This window comes from Shewanella sp. 10N.286.54.B9, assembly GCF_041468565.1.
Taxonomy (GTDB): Bacteria; Pseudomonadota; Gammaproteobacteria; order Enterobacterales; family Shewanellaceae; genus Shewanella.
In genome coordinates this window covers 66,821-85,704 of sequence record NZ_JBFRIY010000004.1, presented here as the reverse complement: position 1 = coordinate 85,704, position 18,884 = coordinate 66,821, and the positions used below count along the sequence as shown (strand labels likewise).

15 protein-coding genes are annotated in these 18,884 nt (G+C 43.8%); 4 read left to right on the top strand and 11 right to left on the bottom strand.

The features are described from left to right. Positions 1 to 23: 23 nt before the first annotated feature. Both AB4135_RS01415 and AB4135_RS01410 read right to left on the bottom strand, forming a co-directional pair. Positions 24 to 626 carry a TetR/AcrR family transcriptional regulator gene (locus AB4135_RS01415; RefSeq protein ID WP_371989672.1) on the bottom strand — a complete coding sequence of 201 codons (603 nt, stop codon included), beginning with the start codon at positions 624 to 626 and terminating at the stop codon, positions 24 to 26. 133 nt (positions 627 to 759) lie between these two features. Continuing rightward, the gene (locus AB4135_RS01410; protein ID WP_371989671.1) at positions 760 to 1,212 is read right to left on the bottom strand and encodes an Lrp/AsnC family transcriptional regulator; all 453 of its coding nucleotides are present in this window, start codon (positions 1,210 to 1,212) and stop codon (positions 760 to 762) included. 165 nt (positions 1,213 to 1,377) lie between these two features. Between AB4135_RS01410 and AB4135_RS01405 the strand changes: the two genes are divergently transcribed. Next, the gene (locus AB4135_RS01405; protein WP_371989670.1) at positions 1,378 to 2,553 is read left to right on the top strand and encodes a monodechloroaminopyrrolnitrin synthase PrnB family protein; all 1,176 of its coding nucleotides are present in this window, start codon (positions 1,378 to 1,380) and stop codon (positions 2,551 to 2,553) included. Between the two features lies 1 nt (position 2,554). Continuing rightward, complete coding sequence (locus tag AB4135_RS01400; protein ID WP_371989668.1) at positions 2,555 to 3,670, top strand: aminotransferase class V-fold PLP-dependent enzyme; 1,116 nt, start codon at positions 2,555 to 2,557, stop codon at positions 3,668 to 3,670. Positions 3,671 to 3,742: 72 nt separating this feature from the next. Here the strand turns inward: AB4135_RS01400 and AB4135_RS01395 are convergent, their stop codons facing one another. Beyond that, the gene (locus AB4135_RS01395) at positions 3,743 to 4,045 is read right to left on the bottom strand and encodes a hypothetical protein (protein ID WP_371989666.1); all 303 of its coding nucleotides are present in this window, start codon (positions 4,043 to 4,045) and stop codon (positions 3,743 to 3,745) included. 244 nt (positions 4,046 to 4,289) lie between these two features. Here AB4135_RS01395 and AB4135_RS01390 point away from each other — a divergent pair, with 244 nt between their 5' ends. Further along, positions 4,290 to 5,309: a WD40/YVTN/BNR-like repeat-containing protein gene (locus tag AB4135_RS01390; protein ID WP_371989664.1), complete on the top strand. Its 1,020-nt coding sequence runs from the start codon at positions 4,290 to 4,292 to the stop codon at positions 5,307 to 5,309. A 72-nt stretch (positions 5,310 to 5,381) separates the two neighbouring features. Here AB4135_RS01390 and AB4135_RS01385 read toward each other — a convergent pair whose 3' ends face one another. The 5 genes from AB4135_RS01385 to glnA form a co-directional block, all read right to left on the bottom strand. Then, the gene (locus AB4135_RS01385; RefSeq protein ID WP_371989662.1) at positions 5,382 to 5,696 is read right to left on the bottom strand and encodes a helix-turn-helix domain-containing protein; all 315 of its coding nucleotides are present in this window, start codon (positions 5,694 to 5,696) and stop codon (positions 5,382 to 5,384) included. A 49-nt stretch (positions 5,697 to 5,745) separates the two neighbouring features. Beyond that, positions 5,746 to 6,174, bottom strand: coding sequence for a hypothetical protein (locus AB4135_RS01380; RefSeq protein ID WP_371989660.1), 429 nt, complete (start codon positions 6,172 to 6,174; stop codon positions 5,746 to 5,748). Positions 6,175 to 6,355: 181 nt separating this feature from the next. After that, positions 6,356 to 7,573, bottom strand: a complete 1,218-nt coding sequence (locus AB4135_RS01375) for a dicarboxylate/amino acid:cation symporter (RefSeq protein ID WP_371989659.1) — start codon at positions 7,571 to 7,573, stop codon at positions 6,356 to 6,358. Between the two features lie 166 nt (positions 7,574 to 7,739). Then, a complete protein-coding gene (locus tag AB4135_RS01370) occupies positions 7,740 to 9,920 on the bottom strand; it encodes a carbohydrate-binding family V/XII (RefSeq protein WP_371989657.1) in 2,181 nt (726 codons plus the stop codon). A gap of 172 nt (positions 9,921 to 10,092) precedes the next feature. Then, positions 10,093 to 11,502 (bottom strand): glutamate--ammonia ligase, encoded by a 1,410-nt coding sequence (gene glnA / locus AB4135_RS01365; RefSeq protein WP_020910491.1) that lies wholly within the window; start codon positions 11,500 to 11,502, stop codon positions 10,093 to 10,095. Positions 11,503 to 12,207: 705 nt separating this feature from the next. Here glnA and typA point away from each other — a divergent pair. Then, positions 12,208 to 14,052: a translational GTPase TypA gene (gene typA, locus AB4135_RS01360; protein WP_020910493.1), complete on the top strand. Its 1,845-nt coding sequence runs from the start codon at positions 12,208 to 12,210 to the stop codon at positions 14,050 to 14,052. An 846-nt stretch (positions 14,053 to 14,898) separates the two neighbouring features. Here typA and AB4135_RS01355 read toward each other — a convergent pair. The 3 genes from AB4135_RS01355 to AB4135_RS01345 form a co-directional block, all read right to left on the bottom strand. Beyond that, positions 14,899 to 16,092 carry a DUF418 domain-containing protein gene (locus AB4135_RS01355; protein WP_371989655.1) on the bottom strand — a complete coding sequence of 398 codons (1,194 nt, stop codon included), beginning with the start codon at positions 16,090 to 16,092 and terminating at the stop codon, positions 14,899 to 14,901. 712 nt (positions 16,093 to 16,804) lie between these two features. Next, positions 16,805 to 18,019: a 4Fe-4S binding protein gene (locus AB4135_RS01350; protein ID WP_371989653.1), complete on the bottom strand. Its 1,215-nt coding sequence runs from the start codon at positions 18,017 to 18,019 to the stop codon at positions 16,805 to 16,807. A gap of 181 nt (positions 18,020 to 18,200) precedes the next feature. Next, on the bottom strand, positions 18,201 to 18,848 hold the full coding sequence (locus tag AB4135_RS01345; protein WP_371989651.1) for a DUF2959 domain-containing protein: 648 nt from the start codon (positions 18,846 to 18,848) through the stop codon (positions 18,201 to 18,203). Positions 18,849 to 18,884 lie beyond the last annotated feature (36 nt).

Here is an 18,884-nt window from a genome sequence, read left to right as displayed (position 1 = left end):
GGCGGGGGAGATAAAACTGCTGGCTATTTCAGTGGAGGGATAGGCTGAGCCAACAGGGCTTTGGTGACTTGCAATACGCGCTCGATTGCATTTGGATCACGGGATAACTTATTTCTTAAGCTAGCGCCCAACCAAAGCTGGTATAAGGTTTCTGCTGTTATGTCAGCTTGCATTGTTGGCAGTGAGCCATCTTCAATACCAGCTTGAATACATCCAGCTAGACGAGCGATGACAGCCGAGGAACCTTTATCAAGTGCAAGGCGCATTGATTCTGATAGGTCGGCAACTTCAGCGCTGAGCTTAACCACTAAGCATTTCTGGTCGATACTGCAATCGCTCTGTGTTGTTTGCCAACGTAACCAATAGCTCATCAGCCGTTCAAGACCTGTCCCATGCCGAGGCTCAAATAGTTCATCGATACTGCTAAGGTAGCCCTTGAAGTAACTATTGATTATCTCCTCGCCAAACTGCTCCTTAGATTTGAAGTAGTGGTAAAAAGAGCCTTTTGGCACATCGGCAAATTTTAAGATCTGTGATAAGCCGACATTCGAAAAGCCTTTACTCGAAATAAGGCTATAGCCAGAATCGATAATATGTTGACGTGTCTGCTGAGATTCAATTTTCATGGTTATTAGCTTAGCCGCTATTAGACCGGTCGTCTAGTGATTTTTGACATGCTTGATCTATCAACAATATTTTCAATCTGAATTCTAGATGATACGCTCAGTTAAATTGTTTAAGGTCAAATAGTTAACCTTGCTATAACGGTAGGGTGCTTCGAGAAAAGTTTTGTTTTAGCACCACGGTAGACTCTATACCCGCAATACAGTTAAGACTGCCAAGGGATTTTTTTACAAAACTTTCGTAGCTGAGTAGATCGCTTGCAACGATTTTGAGCACATAATCATGCCCCCCTGTCACAACTGAACATTCCATCACTTGCTCAAGTCGCTCCATTGCACTTTCAAATCGCTGTGCATGTTGATCTGAGTTTTCGGTGAGGCGCACAAACGCATATACCACCACGTTAAGGCCAACCTCTTTTGGCTCTATTTGAGCAGCGTAGCCGCTGATAACTCCACTGTCTTCGAGTTTTCTGACTCTGCGCAGGCAAGGCGTATCAGACATATTGAGTCGTGAGGCGAGCTCAGAGATTGCAATACGACCATGCTTTTGCAAAATAGCGAGAATATTACGATCTTTACTGTCCAATGAGTCATCCCATTATTTACTTTTAGTCTATTTCAACACTATAACGCTAATTTATAGTGGAATTCGATCTTAATCTAAAGTTATTCAATGAAGAATGATGATTTCAACCCAAGAGATACTGATAGGCTAATTCAACAAAATAATAACAATAATAGGACTTACTCTATGACTCTCAATACCCGTGCCTTTGATCACTGGATCCGCACTCGATTTGTCGAGCTTAATACCGAATTAGAGCAACTTTATGCAGGGCAGGCTGACCGCGCCAATGTTGAAGGTGTGGGTGAGCATCTGAAGCAAGCCTTGCAAGGGGAAGGGCGAGAGATGATTGCGACCCTGCTGGCAGAGGGAAACACCGATGAAGGATTTGATCATGCCTTTGATCTATTGGGAAATGTTGGTTTGTATATGGCGGCATGTCGCCGTCATGAGATCACTGAGCCTTCTCGAGAAAGAGTTTCACCACTCACTGAGGCATCGGCGTTAGCAATGCATATTGGCGCCTCTATCGGCGTGACGCCAAGATTTGCCACAGCCCATTTAACCACCCATAACAGTGCGCAAAACGGTCTCTATAAACGCTTTACTAACCTGCCTGCCGAAAAGCTATTTGTTGATTACAATACTAAGGGCATTTTGGCATATAAGCGTGCAGCTGATGCGCTGATTAAAATTGAGCCTCTTGGGATCACTCATCCTATCGCAGCAGATTTACTCAAGGTTGCCAAGCAAGCGCTAGTCGATGTTAAAGAGTCAAATCAACAGTTATTTAAAAAGCTCGATACTGATGATTTTTTCTATTGTGTAAGACCCTATTACAAGCCATATAGAGTGGGCTCTCAGGTATATCGTGGTGCCAATGCGGGTGATTTTGCAGGCATTAACGTCATTGATATGTTGTTAGGGCTGTGTGAGGCCAACGAACCTGCTTATTCGCAAATGCTGGTGGATAAGTTTTTGTATATGATGCCTGAAGATCAAAGTATTTTGCGTGACTGTATGCGCCGGACTAGCTTTATGGATGAGCTTTTAGCACTACAACATCTAAATCAGCAATCCTGGTTTACAGAAAACGTAACACTGTTTTTAGAAGTTTGTGCGCTGCATGGTGATACAGCTATTCAACATCATAACGAGTTAGTGAACAAGTACATTGCTGTTCCTTCAAAGAAACTGCAGCAACAGCATATGGATAAGGTGACTGCCAGTGGCCCACCATTACCGGTACTTTTGAATGCGTTGGAGAAACTACGTGATCGCCGGGCTGCCGCTGAGCGCAGTGATATCAACACGCGTTACGATGATATTAAGTCGCTCAAAGCCAGTTTAGAGGCGCTTTGATATGAAGGACTTTAAAAACGACTTTATGTTGGCGCCAGGTTGTTACTTATTAAACCACTCAGTGGGACGGCCGCTAAAAACGGCAGAGCAATCTTTTAAACAGCAATTTTTTACCCCGTGGCAAGACTCTGGAGTTGAACCTTGGGGAGATTGGCTTGGTATTATTGAACGCTTTACTCAGGCGTTATCAACTTTGTTTAACGCCCCTGCTAACGAGTTTTGCCCGCAAGTTAACCTGTCGAGTGCGTTGACTAAACTGGTGATGTCAGTAGAACGCTTGCAGCAAAGTGATGCTGTAATTTTATTGAGTGAGCTTGATTTTCCCAGCATGGGTTTTGCGCTGAAGAAGGCGTTACCTCATGGTTGTGAGCTGCGATTTATCCCCGCTGCAAACGACATTACTGACGCTAATGTGTGGGATAGCTTTATTACTTCAGATGTTGATATGGTGTTTGTCAGTCATGCTTACTCAAACACGGGGCAGTTATCGCCAATAGAGCAGATTGTCGAAACAGCTAAAGCGAGAGAGGCATTGACCTTAGTCGATATCGCACAGTCAGCAGGTATTGTACCGCTAGATCTTAACGCGTTGCAGGCCGATTTCATGATAGGTTCTAGCGTTAAATGGTTATGTGGTGGGCCTGGAGCGGCTTATCTCTGGGTCAATAAACAACATATCGCGGATTGCCAACCTAAAGATGTCGGCTGGTTTAGCCATGAGAATCCATTCGAGTTTGATATTCATGACTTTCGTTATCATCAAAGTGCATTGAAATTTTGGGGAGGTACTCCCTCTATTGCCCCTTTTGCCATAGCATCTCACAGCATTGAGTATTTTAGTCGCGTGGGCTCGATTGCACTACGGCAACATAACCAACAGTTACTCGATGTTATTGCTGCAGAACTGGAAGGCAAAGTGGTTTCTCCTCGGGCGCCAAGTCAACGTAGTGGTACCATTATTCTAGATTTTGCCGATAAACAGCAACAAGTCTTACCAAGACTAAAAAGTGCTAATGTTAGTGTTGATGTACGAAGCTTTGGAATGCGGGTGTCGCCACATATTTATAATGATGAGGCCGATATACATGAGTTCTTGAAATGGGTAAAAGCGACTTAACACTTAAACTTAGCGACGCCTTTTAAGAGCCATATCTATGGGGCTCAAGGCGTCGATTAATGCTAGTAGTTGCTAGCGATTAAGTGCACGTAAATGCGTTTTACGGTAGTCAAACTGTTGGTTTAGTCTAGTGATATCACCTAGGCTCATTTTCGCTACAACAGTGTTGCCTTTATCATCAGATACATATTTCTGGGCTGTAGCATTTACAAAATCAACGACGTAAACATTGCCTGCAGCTAATGCCTTGGCTGCATCAAGTGCGGCTGTTGCACTGCAATCGTTACACTTTGCCACTGGCGCCATTGCTGCCAAAGTTGATGTTGAGAAAAGCAGTGTTGCTAGTATCAATGGAGTCGTAAGGGATGTTTTCATTTTTAGTTCCTTCCGTAAAACTGTGATCGAGCTCACAGTTTAGAGGTGTTGCATAATAATTGTCCACTGTTTTTTAAATTTACTTTAAGCTAAGTTGTTGTTTAATATTGGCTTAATTAACCGAGTGCTAATATTTATTGAGAGAATTAAGATGATTGATATGGTTTTGTCTTTTAAGCGTTAGTTGCCTATTACCTAGTATTAGGTGATAGTTACAGTACTTCAGTATTACAAGGTGAGTTTAATGAAGTTAATCATGTCGTTACTTTGTCTATTCAGTTTTTCAGCTGTCTCCAGTGTGTGGAATACCCAGCAAATAAATGCCAATCTATCGTTTCGTGGTAGCGCTGCTGCTGACGGTGTTTTCTGGGTTAGTGGGTCTAAAAATAGCGTGTTCTTATCCAAGGATTCAGGCAAAACTTGGCTTGATGTATCTGTTAAAAATCAGCCGCTAACAGACTTTCGCGACATTGAAGTGTTTGATGCCAATACGGCGATAGTCATGGGGGCTGGCGAAGGCGAGCTATCTAAACTCTACATTACCGAAGATCAGGGCGCTTCATGGCAGTTATTGTTGCAAAACAAACATCAAGCAGGCTTTTTTGATTCGATTGCTTTTTGGGATCGAAACAATGGATTGTTGTTAGGCGATCCGGTTGACGGTTGCTTTGTTATCTTGCGCACACGTGATGGTGGAAAGAGTTGGCAGCGAATTGCCCGTGGCAGGTTACCGGAATTATTGGATCGTGAAGTTGCATTTGCCGCTAGTGGTAACACCCTTATGGTCGGTGAAGCGGGTCAGGCGTGGTTTACCACAGGAGGGTATAGCAGTTCTATTTATACCTCGCAAGATTATGGTGAGTACTGGCAACGAACGCATATCCCCTTGTTCGATGACACCCAAACTGCTGGCGGATATGGCATTTCTAAAAATAGCGTTAATGATATTTTTGTGGTTGGTGGTGACTACCAGCAACGGGATAAACATGATGCCAATATCGTATATTTAAAGAATAAAGTGTGGCATAAAACCCGAAAATCTACCCCAGGTCTCAGAACTGCGATGGTTTGTTATCAAACGACTTGTATCGTAACGGGAAAGCTCGCAACAGATATTTCATTTGACCATGGTTACAGTTGGCAGTCGCTGCAGATAGACGGATTAAAGCAAGGTTACTATTCGCTGGCCATTGATAATGACAGCGTGGTTGCTGCTGGGCATGACGGCAGAGTTGCAGTATTTACCATGCCTCAAAGGCAGTAATTGCCAAGGCAAATTTTTAACAGTATTAAGAAGATATAACACAAAGCCCAAGTATTTAACTTGGGCTTTGTGTTAGCTTAGTGCTAGATAGGTGATAATGGCACCTATACAGCCACCACACACCACTGCAATAGCGAGTATTATTGATTGAGACCGCAAAGAGACTTGTTGCATCTGTTGGCGGTCGGGAATTGGGATCTGTAACAAATTCTTTTGTTCAACCTCCAGCACCGCACACAAACCCAACAATGTCTCACTTGATGCGCTGCCCTCTTTTTCTACTCGCTGAACCGTGCGTAAGCTAATAGCACAAGCATCGGCCAGATGCTGTTGTGTCCAGCCTTTAGACTGGCGCAGTGCTTTTACGGTTATCGCATCAATCTCCATATTTTACTCCGCTAGCTCCTTTAGTTTTTTCGATATCTCTGGCATTTAATCAAGCTATAAATCGATGGGCTAACCAAGCCGCTACCCCACCAAAAATAAGTCCAGCGATGAAAAAAATCGATATTTGCTTAAGGGCTGATTTGCCATCCATATTACGGTAGGCTTTGGTTTCTGTAGTGACATACTCGCCATTTTTATAAAGGGCGCAAGCTACAGTGGCAGTAAGAAGATTGGTTACTTGAAATCTCACCTCGTAATCATTGCCCATATGGCAGAACTCGTGCGAGCTTTTCATTCCAAGGTTGCGCTTGTCACTCACAACCTCGTCATTGACATAGACAGTTTCTTGGCCTGAATACCCTGAACCGTGAGCAGTAATGCGCACTCCGGCATCTTCAAAATAGTACCAATATCCATTGGTAATCGTCGCCATATCCATAGTGGTATCCATTTTATGTCGAGTGATTGAGTTTTCCATAATGTGCTCCTCGCTGTGTTTGCATTTGAATTGCAGCAAGTTGAACACAAATTCCTATAATCTACGCCGTCATTGATATGACAGTCGCACAATAGGCATATGACACGCCAAGTGTCGTGTTTTTAAGTGGTTGATAATAGTCGTTTAAATATATTTTAATTACTCATGTTGTTATCGGCACTTATTCACTAGTTGTGGCGCTTTTATAGCGCTTACCATTTATGCGTTCGATGATCTGCGTGGCATTAAGGTCGTGAATGACATTGATTAACGTTGCTGGGGCGTCGGTGACTGCACCAATAATGACTAGAATTGGGATCACTTCGATGGGGAGCCCGAGGGTGGTCACTATAAAAATCTCCCCTAAAAAAGCCCCTCCAGGTACGCCACTTATAATAAAGGCGGATAGCACTGAGATAAGTACGGTGAGAGCAAAAACATCAGCGCTAAAATCTAAGCCTAATATCGAATAGATAAAAACAATCTTCAATGCGGTAGTCATTGAAGCGCCGCCTTTATTGAGATTAACTAATAGAGGCAGGCAGATGTCTGCGATCTCTTCTTTTATCCCCATCTTATTTGCTGCGCGAATATTGACTGGCAATGTGGCTAATGAGGAGCTGGTGCCTAATGCTGTGACCGATGGGTCAACCGCATTTCTCCAAAACTGGCTAACACCTTTTACTCCGCCACCAAGCCATGCGTAAATTGTTGAACCAACAGTAAAGTAGAAAAAGGCTGCGACAAAGAATAAGCCAATTGCGCGAGCAAAGGTGCTGAGTAGCTCGGTATCTTGGCTGGCCATGGTTGAGGCAAAGTAAGCGCCTAAACCCACAGGCGCTGCGACCATTAATATAGAGACGATTTTCATGATTACAGTATTGAGGCTGTCGAGCATGGCAGAGACTTTCTCGCCGTCTTTGCCTGATTGACCAATCGCAATGCCTGCAATGACTGACATGATGATCAGTGCCAGTATGTTAGATTTTGACAGTAAGCCGACAAAGTCATTAGTGGTCAGCAGTCCAACAAAATCCATGTTGCCAGCTCCCGCTTCAACCTGCTGATGCAGATCGAGTACCACGCCTTGTGCAGGGTCAAAAGCCAATGCTAACCCGACAATCGATACCGCAGGAATAATTGCCATCGCAATGGATACCATGAATAGTGTGATAAGAATAATGCCTAGCTTTTTTAGATCCGTCATACGTGCAATAGACGAGGTCACACTAATCGCTACTAGCGGTACAATGATCATAAACAGCAAGTTTAGAAACACTTGGCCTATAGGTTTTAGCGATAAAGCCAAGTCGGGTAACACGATACCGATAGCGCCACCAATAAGTAGTGCTGACAAAAGGATTATCGAAGAACGATAGGGTTGAAGTTTTTGCCACATAGATCAGGAACCACTTATTATTTAACGTCAGAACACTGACTTATGGTGTGTTTTAACAGTTAAACTAACGAGCCATTAACAGGGTGTCAACTTAGTCAGGGCGAGATAGGTATGGAAATATAAAAGGCTTGCGGTGTGCAAGCCTTTTATTATGATCAAAGCGGGATTAGCGTCCTCTGCGGCCTTCACGCGCCATACCATGCTGGCGAGCATTGCGGGAGCGGTTTAGGCTTTCACGGTCAAAGTTACGGTTATTCATCTGCCTATTCATATTGTTAGACCTGTTTAATTCGGTATTTGGTCTAGAAGGCAGCGTCACAGGTTGATTGACATTGCGATTATTTAATCCTGTTTCAACTCTGTCTCTAGTTGCTGGTGCGGGAGTCCAACTACCTTTGTCACGGCTTTGCCATTCACCGTTCAAGTCTCGTGCTACGTTACCATTTTTATCAGCAAAAACATTGTTGGCGCGATCTTTATTGTGAGTGGCTTGTTTGAAATTGCTGTTTATTTTAGTGGTATCTGCATTGCGAACTCTATTCTCAGGGCGATTATACAGGTTGTTTTTACCGACACGATTACCGGAAATATTATTGTTACGCGCAACCTTATTAGAGATGTTAGTTCTATTGCCAATACTGACGCTATTGCCGATGTTGATGTCGCCAGTGTTTATGACCACTGGGCGTCGGTAACCACCACCGTAGTAGCCACCACAGCAACGGCCGGGATAATAATGGTTACCCCAACCTGCACTCCAACCAACCCCAACCCTGAAAAAGCCGTTGCTCCAACTTACGCCCACATTCCAGCCGGTCCACGGGTTATAGCCAACATGCAGCCCCCAGGTTGGTGGGCGAGGGTAGTAGTAACGTCCCCAATAGGGAGGGTAATACCAACCTGTGCCATATACCGGGACGCCGTAATAAGGGTAAGACCACATATAGCCTGGGGTATAACCGACATAGACAACCTCGGGTGTTGAGTCATAAATCTCGACATAGGTGGTGTTGTAAACTGGCGAACTTGGCGGAATTTTTGCTATTTCGTCAGTCGGCACATTGTCAGCAACTTTCCATGGTCCCTTGGCAGCAGAGGCAACAAACCAAACGGCATTGTCGACAGCGTAGTATTGACCATTTATTTTTAGCACTTGGGTTGCCGTATTGACAGCGTAAGCGACTTTTGTGCCGGGGATCGCATCAAATTTTGGCTCACCATCATATTCAACGTTGAGTTTGGCCTCACTGCGTTTAATCGCTGCTGTTTGCGGAATTTGGGCATCAAGCATCGCTTGATCCGCTTCGGTTGTGCCCGCGACGGATACCCTTAATCCACCAATGTCTGATTCGGGTGGAATATCATTAAAGCTAGGGGGAAGTTTATCTGCACGGACAAAGGCCCATGGCCCAGCTTCTTTTTTAGCTTGAAACCAGCGGCCAGAAAGTAACAGATACATGTCACCGGAAGAGACCTCTCTTATCCAAGCAGTCTCAGTATTACTGACATAAAGCAACTTACCTTCGGTTAGGCTCTTCCATCTGGGTTTGCCATCGGTTGCCACCAATTCTGTTGGAGTGCTAACTGCGATTACAGCTGGCGCCGTCCCGCTACTTTTTGCTTCTGAATCCTCGGGCTTTGGCAACATCTTGACTAAATCTTCAGGTGGGTACTCGGTAACTTGCCAAGGCCCCATAGGGTTGTCTGCTGTGTACCAAAAAGTACCACTGCTTAGGTACATTTTTTTGGTTTGTTTGTTGCGCGCCACGGCAAAGGGCGTGTTTAACGCTCGCTCATAAGGGCTATTTTCGATCTCTCTAAATTGCGGTGAACCATCATAGGAGAGAAGTACTGTAAGTTGCTGACGAAAAACAATGTTCGGCGCATCATTTTTAATATTCTCTAGGCTTTGTTTTTCCTGTTTGGCGTTGGCAAGGCTGGCTGACAGGCGCTCCATCGAGATAGTAAAGCTACTGCTGCCAATGGAGCTCTCTACCACTTCAGTAAAGCGTTGTTCGTCGGCTTCAGTTGACTCCGGCCAGCGTACACGAGTCACTCTTACATCCCTAACGGTTGCATTCTCGGTGCTGGTGTCAATGCGAGCACTAAACCAGAAGGCCCCAAAAATAGGCTCGTCTCTATCGATGAGCTCTAAAGACATCGCGGCGCGCCCTTGCAAGATATTGCCGTCTAGCGATTCTGGTTGCGGCTGATACACCACAATGTTGCCCTCTTTAGCGGTCACCTCCTGTGGCCACTCAATAGCGTTAGCATTAATTAGGCCAATCAACATCAGTGTGAAAGCGGCAAAAATGAAGCGGCATTGAGCGTAGATCCCGGCAGGCATAGCAGTTCCTTCTTGTGTGACAAGTACTTACTGTCATAACTATAGCTGTTGATCATTGTAGTCGCATTGTACAAAAAAGAAACGCTTGAATTGTAAGCACAAAAAAGCCCTAAGCATTTCTGCTTAGGGCTTTGTATTTTGTACCCGTTAAGCCATTACAGCGGCTTATATATTACAAGCTGTAGTAAAGCTCGAATTCAACTGGGTGAGTTGTTTGGTTCACACGCTCAACGTCAACTGACTTAAGTTTGATGTAAGAATCAATGAAGTCGTTGCTGAATACGTCGCCACGAGTCAAGAACTCACGGTCAGCATCTAGACACTCAAGTGCATTTTCTAGTGAAGTAGCAACAGTTGGGATTTCAGCCGCTTCTTCAGCTGGAAGATCATAAAGATCTTTATCCATTGCTTCACCTGGGTGGATCTTGTTTTGGATACCGTCAAGGCCAGCCATTAACATTGCAGAGAATGCTAAGTATGGATTTGCCATTGGGTCACCAAAACGTAGCTCAATACGACGAGCTTTTGCACTTGGTACCACAGGGATACGGATTGAAGCGCTACGGTTAGCTGCTGAGTAAGCTAGCATTACTGGCGCTTCAAAGTGCGGGATAAGACGCTTGTAAGAGTTAGTTGATGGGTTAGCAAATGCGTTAATTGCACGCGCATGCTTGATGATACCACCGATGTAAAATAGTGCTGTTTCGCTCAATCCGCCGTACTTGTCACCAGCAAAGATGTTAACGCCATCTTTCGCTAGAGACTGGTGAACGTGCATACCGCTGCCGTTGTCACCAACGATTGGCTTAGGCATAAACGTAGCTGTCTTATTGTAAGCGTGAGCAACGTTATGAATAACGTACTTAAGCACCTGAACTTCATCAGCCTTAAGCGTAAGAGTATTAAAGCGAGTCGCAATTTCGTTTTGACCAGCAGTTGCTACTTCATGGTGATGCGCTTCAACAACTTGGCCCATCTCTTCAAGTACTAAACACATAGCACTACGGATATCTTGTGATGAATCAACAGGCGCTACTGGGAAGTAACCGCCTTTAACACCTGGACGGTGACCTTTGTTGCCATCTTCGTAGCTAGTACCTGAGTTCCAAGCTGCTTCTTCTGCATCTACTTTGTAGAAACAGCCAGACATGTCAGCGCCATATTTAACATCGTCAAATAGGAAAAACTCTGGCTCTGGACCAATCAATACAGTATCAGCGATACCTGTAGAGCGTAAGTAGTCTTCCGCTTTCTTAGCAATTGAGCGAGGGTCACGGTTGTAACCTGTCATAGTGCCTGGGTTTAAGATGTCACAACGAATGTTAGCTGTTGTTTCCGCAGTGAAAGGGTCAAGTACGAAACTTGCAGCATCTGGCATTAATACCATGTCTGATTCGTTAATGCCTTTCCATCCTGAGATTGAAGAACCATCGAACATCTTACCGTCTTCGAAAAAGTCTTCATCAACCTGATGGCTAGGAATTGAAACATGTTGCTCTTTACCTATGGTGTCGGTAAAACGCAAATCAACAAACTTAACTTCTAATTCTTTTAGTTGTTGTAAAACTGATTCAGCTGACATTCTAAAGTCTCCGAGTAGGGTAAAGGGTTATCCCTTGTTCTTATCTTAATGTTTAGCGCATAGTGCGATTCTGCTTTGTTTAAAGCGATAGTTGTGCCAAACCTATAACCAATTGATATTAATCAATTATAGGCTGCGGCAATAACTTGCGCTGCAGTTTTTTGCACTATAATGGTGCGCTTGATGGATCATTTTGGTGCGTGCGTCATAATCGTGCAATCTATTTAGAAGCAACTTATCTAAATACAAAAGCTGGCGCTCAGAATAGCAAGCAGAAGAATTTTTTATAGGGTGTAAGTCAAACAAAACTCGACCAAATATAGATAAGTGTTATTTCAATACAAGACAGTAAAGTGTTGTAGAAGGGCATCTATATTGAAATGCCTAAAACAAGGAGATGCTGTTAAAAACAAATTAAACAGGATATTTGGTAGCACAATGACGAAAAATCACCTCAAACAGCCGAAAGGAGCACTGCAACAGAGAGGTAGAGTAGAATTAATGTCATAAAAGTGATTGATAAAAAGTGTATATAAAGCGGGCGTTATGGCGAAGAAAAGCAACGCGCAAGCGTTATTTTTAACGATTGGTTAAAAATAATCCTGTGAGATACTCGCTACCTAGAGTAGAATGTCACGCTTTTTATTGCAACTACTATACTAGTTTGGTTTAGCAGTTGTCAGTACCCCCTATATTTTTATACCGATGGTAAGAGGTTTAGCCGTGTTAGAGAATTTACGTAACATCGCCATTATTGCACACGTTGACCATGGTAAGACTACCTTGGTTGATAAGATGCTGGCGCAGTCAGGAACCCTTGAGTCTCGAGGAGAAGCCACTGAGCGGGTGATGGATTCAAATGATCTTGAAAAAGAACGTGGTATCACGATTCTGGCCAAGAACACTGCCATCAAGTGGAACGATTACCGTATCAACATCGTTGATACCCCTGGTCACGCCGATTTCGGTGGCGAGGTAGAGCGTGTTCTATCTATGGTTGACTCAGTATTGCTACTCGTTGACGCAGTAGATGGCCCAATGCCACAAACTCGCTTCGTGACCAAGAAAGCATTTGCTCAAGGTCTTAAGCCAATCGTTGTTATTAACAAGATTGACCGCCCAGGCGCACGTCCTGATTGGGTTATCGACCAAGTATTCGACTTGTTCGACAACTTAGGCGCAACTGACGAGCAGCTAGACTTCCCAATCGTTTATGCCTCTGCATTAAACGGTTTTGCAACGTTAGATCCAGACGAAACAAGCGACAACATGACACCGCTTTTCGAAACTATCGTTGAAAAAGTTTCTTCACCAGATGCTGATGCTGAAGGTGATTTCCAGATGCAAATCTCGCAAATCGATTACAACTCATACGTGGGTGTTATCGGTATTGGTCGCATCAAGCGTGGTAGCGTTAAAACTAACCAGCAGGTCACCGTTATTGGTGCTGACGGTAAGACACGTAACGGTAAAATGGGCCAAGTGCTTGGTTACATGGGTCTTGAGCGTCACGAAGTTGCTGAAGCAAATGCGGGCGACATCGTTGCAATTACTGGTCTTGGTCAGCTACAAATTTCAGACACAATCTGTGCACCTACAACAGTAGAAGCACTGCCTGCATTGTCTGTTGATGAGCCAACACTAACAATGACTTTCCAAGTCAACACTTCTCCATTCGCGGGTAAAGAAGGTAAGTACGTCACTTCACGTAACATCCTTGAGCGTCTAGAGCAGGAGCTAGTACACAACGTTGCACTTCGCGTTGAAGAAACTGACAGCCCAGATCGTTTCCGCGTATCGGGTCGTGGTGAACTTCACCTTTCAATCTTGATTGAAAACATGCGTCGTGAAGGTTATGAGCTAGCTGTATCTCGTCCAGAAGTTATCGAAAAAGAGATCGATGGCGAGATGTGCGAACCATACGAAACTTTGACTGTTGATGTTGAAGAAGAGCATCAAGGTGCAGTAATCGAGAAGCTTGGTACCCGTAAAGGTGACATGCGTGACATGCAGCTAGATGGTAAGGGTCGTGTACGTATCGATTTCGTTATTCCTAGCCGTGGTCTAATCGGTTTCCAAACTGAGTTCATGACAGCGACTTCTGGTACAGGTCTTATCTACCATTCATTCGACCATTACGGTCCAGTGAAAGGCGGCGATATTGGTCAACGTGCTCGTGGCGTATTGATCTCAAACGCAACCGGTAAAGCACTAACATTTGCATTGTTTAACCTTCAAGAGCGTGGTCGTCTATTTATCACTCACGCTGCAGAAGTTTATGAAGGTCAAGTAGTTGGTCTACATGCTCGCGCTAACGATCTTACAGTTAACTGTTTGAAAGGTAAGCAGCTTACCAACATGCGTGCATCAGGTACTGATGAAGCACAGGTACTAACTCCGCATATCGAAATGACACTTGAGCAAGCGCTTGAGTTCATCGATGATGACGAGCTAGTAGAAGTAACTCCAGAGAACATCCGTGTTCGTAAGCGTTACTTGACTGAGAATGAGCGTAAGCGTCATAACCGTACTGCTAAAGACGCAAAATAATTTGCTGCAGCTAATGCTGCGCAGTTAGTTTGTTTCAAGCGTAACGTTATAAAAGCCCTGAGCATGCAAATGCTCGGGGCTTTTTTATGTCTGGAACATTTATGCCAGTACCCATGGATGGGTAGTGCTGGTATTTATACATGGCCATAAATGTTCCATTCATTTATTAGCATTCCCACCATCCTTGGCGGTCAGATGTATTTATCCCCGAAGTACAGGATGTGCTAGGAGGGGATTTATGTCTGGCCAACCCTTTATGAGTAAGAGTGTTCCATTCATTTATTGGCATTCCCTCCGTCCTTGGAGGTCAGAACATTTATGCCAATACCCATGGAACCTGAAATATTCCCGATATTGCTTGGTATTCCTAAATCCATTTAGTCATGGGTAGTGCTGGTATTAATACATGGCCAACACTTTATGAGTAAGATTGCCCCATTCATTTATTGGCATTTCCTTTTTGATAGGCTGTTGTCACTTTAGCTTGTCAGAAAGAGTTAAGCTGCGCTAAGTTGATAAAACCCCGCAACACTCCCAGATGTGATAACTACAAATATTCCTAGCGTTTGGATCACTTTTTTATATTGTGCATCAGGTATTTGATATTTAGTTAATCTTTGGCGGCCTACATATATATGTATAACCGCCAAACCAAGAAAACTAGGGACGAGCATTAGTGCGTCATTTATCGCAAAGCAAACGCTAAGGACAGATATTAATAACGCCACTGAAAACCAGATAAAAGCTAGTGGCTTACTTTCAGTTATACTGCTGTTCATAAAGTTCTTTTATTATTGAGTGAATAAGCTTCATTTGCATCGCTGCTAACTTAAGCAGCGGATAATATCAGCTGTCAGTTGCTGCTATTGACGTTGACTCTGGATTTATCGGTTTTTGACTTGCAAGTCTGCGCCATAACCACTCCAGTGGCCCTTGATTGAAATACTTAAGGTAGATACTGGCTAGCATGACTTGGAAGATAGAAAAGCCAATGGCAATCAACATGTACTCTGGGCGGTCGAGAGTACTCGTTAATGTTGGTGCAAAATGGCGAAACAGCAGTACGCCACAAACTGACTGCAGTATGTAGAGACTAAATGCTAGGCGACCGACTTTCTGTAACGGAGCCAATACGTTTGCACGGTTTTGGCATAGTTTTACCGCCAGATGAAGATAAATGAGCGCCATAGGAATAGCACTGGCCATCACTATCGTCATGGACAATGAGGCCAATTTAGGATCTGCGGCAAGTGAACATAAACTATCGACAGTAGAAAGCAGTATGGTGCTTAGGGCAAACACCACTAGCTGTTTTTGACTAAAACCTTTTTCAAATACACCTTTTCGATACAGCATCACTCCTAATAGCATTAAACCTGCAGCCATCCACATAGTCGTGAACGGAGTGATAAATAGTAGTCCAACAAAGATGATAAATTGCATCATTAGTTGTTCACTGTAGGCTGCAGACCAAATCGATATGTCCTCTTCAAAAAGGGCTGTGCCACGGATAATAGGCTCTTCTGGTGCAAATAAGCTGATGATGGTCATGAGAAATAGCGGGATAGTGATGAACATAACTGATTTCTTGATCAGTTTACGATTATCGAGCTTAAGGTAGCAAAGCGCCACAAACCCACCGAGGGCATAGGTAAACAGTATGTCGCCATACCAAATAAAAATGCCATGGATTACACCAAATAGTAATAGCCATTTTAATCTGGACTTCATGGCTTTGTATGCGTCTCCAGCTTGAGTCGACAACTTATCGTATTGGATGGCTAGCCCGACACCAAACAGTATTGAAAAGAGGCTAATGAATCTACCTTCTAGAAAAAAGTTACTGAACAGCATTGTTAAGGTGTCATGCAGTGGGACACTTTCATGATCGGCATAGCCCAAATAGCCATTACCAAAGAAGTAGATGTTGATAAATAAAATGCCCAGCACTGCTAAGCCTCTAATCGAATCGATATTAGCGTTGCGGGCGGGCTCAAGCGATATCTTGTTGCCCTGTAGTGACTGTTGTTGTAATTCCATCTTTGATAAAGCTTCCATGTTTGTAAGAGCTGGTTACATTATCAGCGCCAACTTAAAAAGGATATTATCAAACTGAATCAATTAGCCTTTTTCATGTAAATGTTTAAAACAAAAAAAAGGCAACCCATATGGATTGCCGTAAAAGTTGTTCAATTTGGAGTGCGCTAGCGTCGAAACTGAATCTGGTGCCAAACCTAACTAGGAATGTGCAGTTGGGATGATGAACAAAACAAGAAAACAAATATTTAGCAAAGCATTTTACAGTGGTTAGCTAATAAAATTGGCGCGTAAACATTGGCCTCATATAATCAGAGTGCGAAAGTTTTAGATGGTTCCAACTTTCTCCATTAACAAAAATTTAGATTTAAAATGGCTAGTCCATTGGCAATGAAATACCAATGAGCTTTGGATACAGCTAGCACCTACCTTAAAGCTGAGCAGGTACAAGATGTTCACCAACTCACAATGAGGACAGACTAGCTCTTGCTAGAAAATCAACAGAAAACATCTTTTGGCTTTTAATGTTGATTTTAGGGCTTGCCAGAATCTTCTCTTAAAGTAGGTCGGCATTTATGCCGTCTCTTTTCTAGATCTTACCGTAAGCGAAGCGCGCCGTAAGGCCGCAGGCCGTTCGTCTAAAATTTTACCGTCTTTGCTAGAACCTAGAACCTAGAACCTAGAACCTTTTGCGCTCAGTCTAGAGTTGATGACTTTAATGGCCTATCGAATTTAAATGTTGGATCAAATACATCCGCGTTTCCGTTGGGGTCTGGCTGACCCAGAAACCACTTAGATAGGCGATAAGTGGGATTAAAAACAGTAGCACTATTAATCCGATCGTCAGGCCTCGTGCTGACAACTTAATGCCATTGCGAGTGCTAAGGTGTAATGCCTCTGGTTTCGGGCAAGCAGACACGCACCTCATACAGGCTTGGCATTCGTCTGAGCGAACATTAAGCTGAGTATGTACGCTAATATTGGCCGGACAAGCACGAGTGCACTTATCACAGTTCATGCCTTTACTTTCAATCAAGCAATGCTGTGTGCTGCGGCGAATTTTAAAGGGGCTTAGAAAGCTAACTAGCCCCAGTAGTGCACCATAAGGGCAGATGTAACGGCAAAATCCTTGTCGACGCCATGCCGACAGACTCAAGATAAAGCCAAAACACAGTAGCGTGACTAAGCCTGGAGTGATAAAAAACAGCGCCATTTTTAGATCCGCTATCTTGTGGTAATTACTATTTAAATAGCCTGGGATACCAGCAGCTGGCATTCCTATAATAATGTATAGCAAGCCGGCTAAGATTAGATACTTGAGCATTCTTAGCGGCCAATCCAACCATGCTGGTGGCAAGTATTCAGCTTTGATAAAGCGCTTTCTGAGTTTATACAGGTACTCTCCAGCGATCCCAAGTGGACAAGCCCAGCCGCAAAAAGCACGCTTACAGAGCAAGCCAGTTAATAGCACGACGGTGAGCATGACTGAGGCTGCTGGGTGGGTTTGATCCCATATACCCAGTGTCACAATGGCTTTTAGTTCGATGCCGCCTGCAATGGGCAGAAAGGCGTCGCCCACATCTGGGCGCATTAACCATGGGGTCACGCCAGCTTTGAGCAGTGCACTGTTCACGGCAAATTGCACCCCAACCAGTAACATCGATAATGCCAGCAGATGTTGGATTCCTTCACGAAGGTTATTGCTCCTCATATCGCCCTGAGCGACTTGAGGCTGGAACTTGTTAACTAAGCCTATGATGATGACCGCAATCACGAGAGCGGCTACTAGGGGCCAGTACAGACTCGATAAGACAGCGCCTGAAACAAGGACTCCGCTTATTGCTGCTCCCCATTTTTTGCCACTCCAATAAAGCAGGCTCACACTGTAGGTGAGTGCCAATGTAAGCGTTAAGGATTCGATAAAGCTCATAGCAAATACGTTTAGTAATGATTGATACTAATGTGAAAACTTTATAGCAATTAAGTTCTTTTGCAGCAGCAAGGATGTGCAGCGGATCGAGTAATTGGAAATGGCTTGTGAAAAAGTAAGGGAAAGGTCACAAGTATGGCTCCTAGAGGTCAATATCTAGGAACCTCACTTTAGACTGCGCTTATTTGCCTTCTAGTGAAGCAATAAACTTGGTTGATTCATCAATCGATTTATTCATCTCTTTGATAAGACCTGATATATCTGTTTGTAAGCTAGTAAACTCACCTTTGATAGCACCAATGGCTTGGGCATTAAGGTTATGCTTTAAGTACAGCATATTGTCTTTCATTGCCGTCAGTACTGGTGGCATTTTACTTTCAGCGCGGCGCATACTTTTCACTAGTTGAGTATATGAACGACGGGTTTCTTTTAGTTTAGATTCACTGTTGCGGCGCAGACTTGCTTTGCTGATTTCGCCTATTTCTGTTTGCCACTCATCAAACAAAGCTTCAGCTACATCTTCAACTTTATCAATACGATTTGTCACATCATCGGCGGCATCTTGGGCAGACTCATACTCATCTTTAGCTTTATTGTAGGCACTTTCTAAATCGCCACCGTCATGATTAAGCAGTGCCTGCATCTCTTCCAGTGCAGAGCTAAACTGCTCTTGTGCTTCCTCTTGAGACTCTTTAGCGTCCTCGACACGATCGACCATGATATCGCGTTTATGATAACCGACTTTCTCCATTGCACCGTAGTAAGCACTTTGACAGCCAGTCAGTAATAAACTGGTACTGACAATGGCAACCGATAATATTTTCTTCATCTTATTCAATCCTGAAAGTGATTCTAAAGTTTAGGC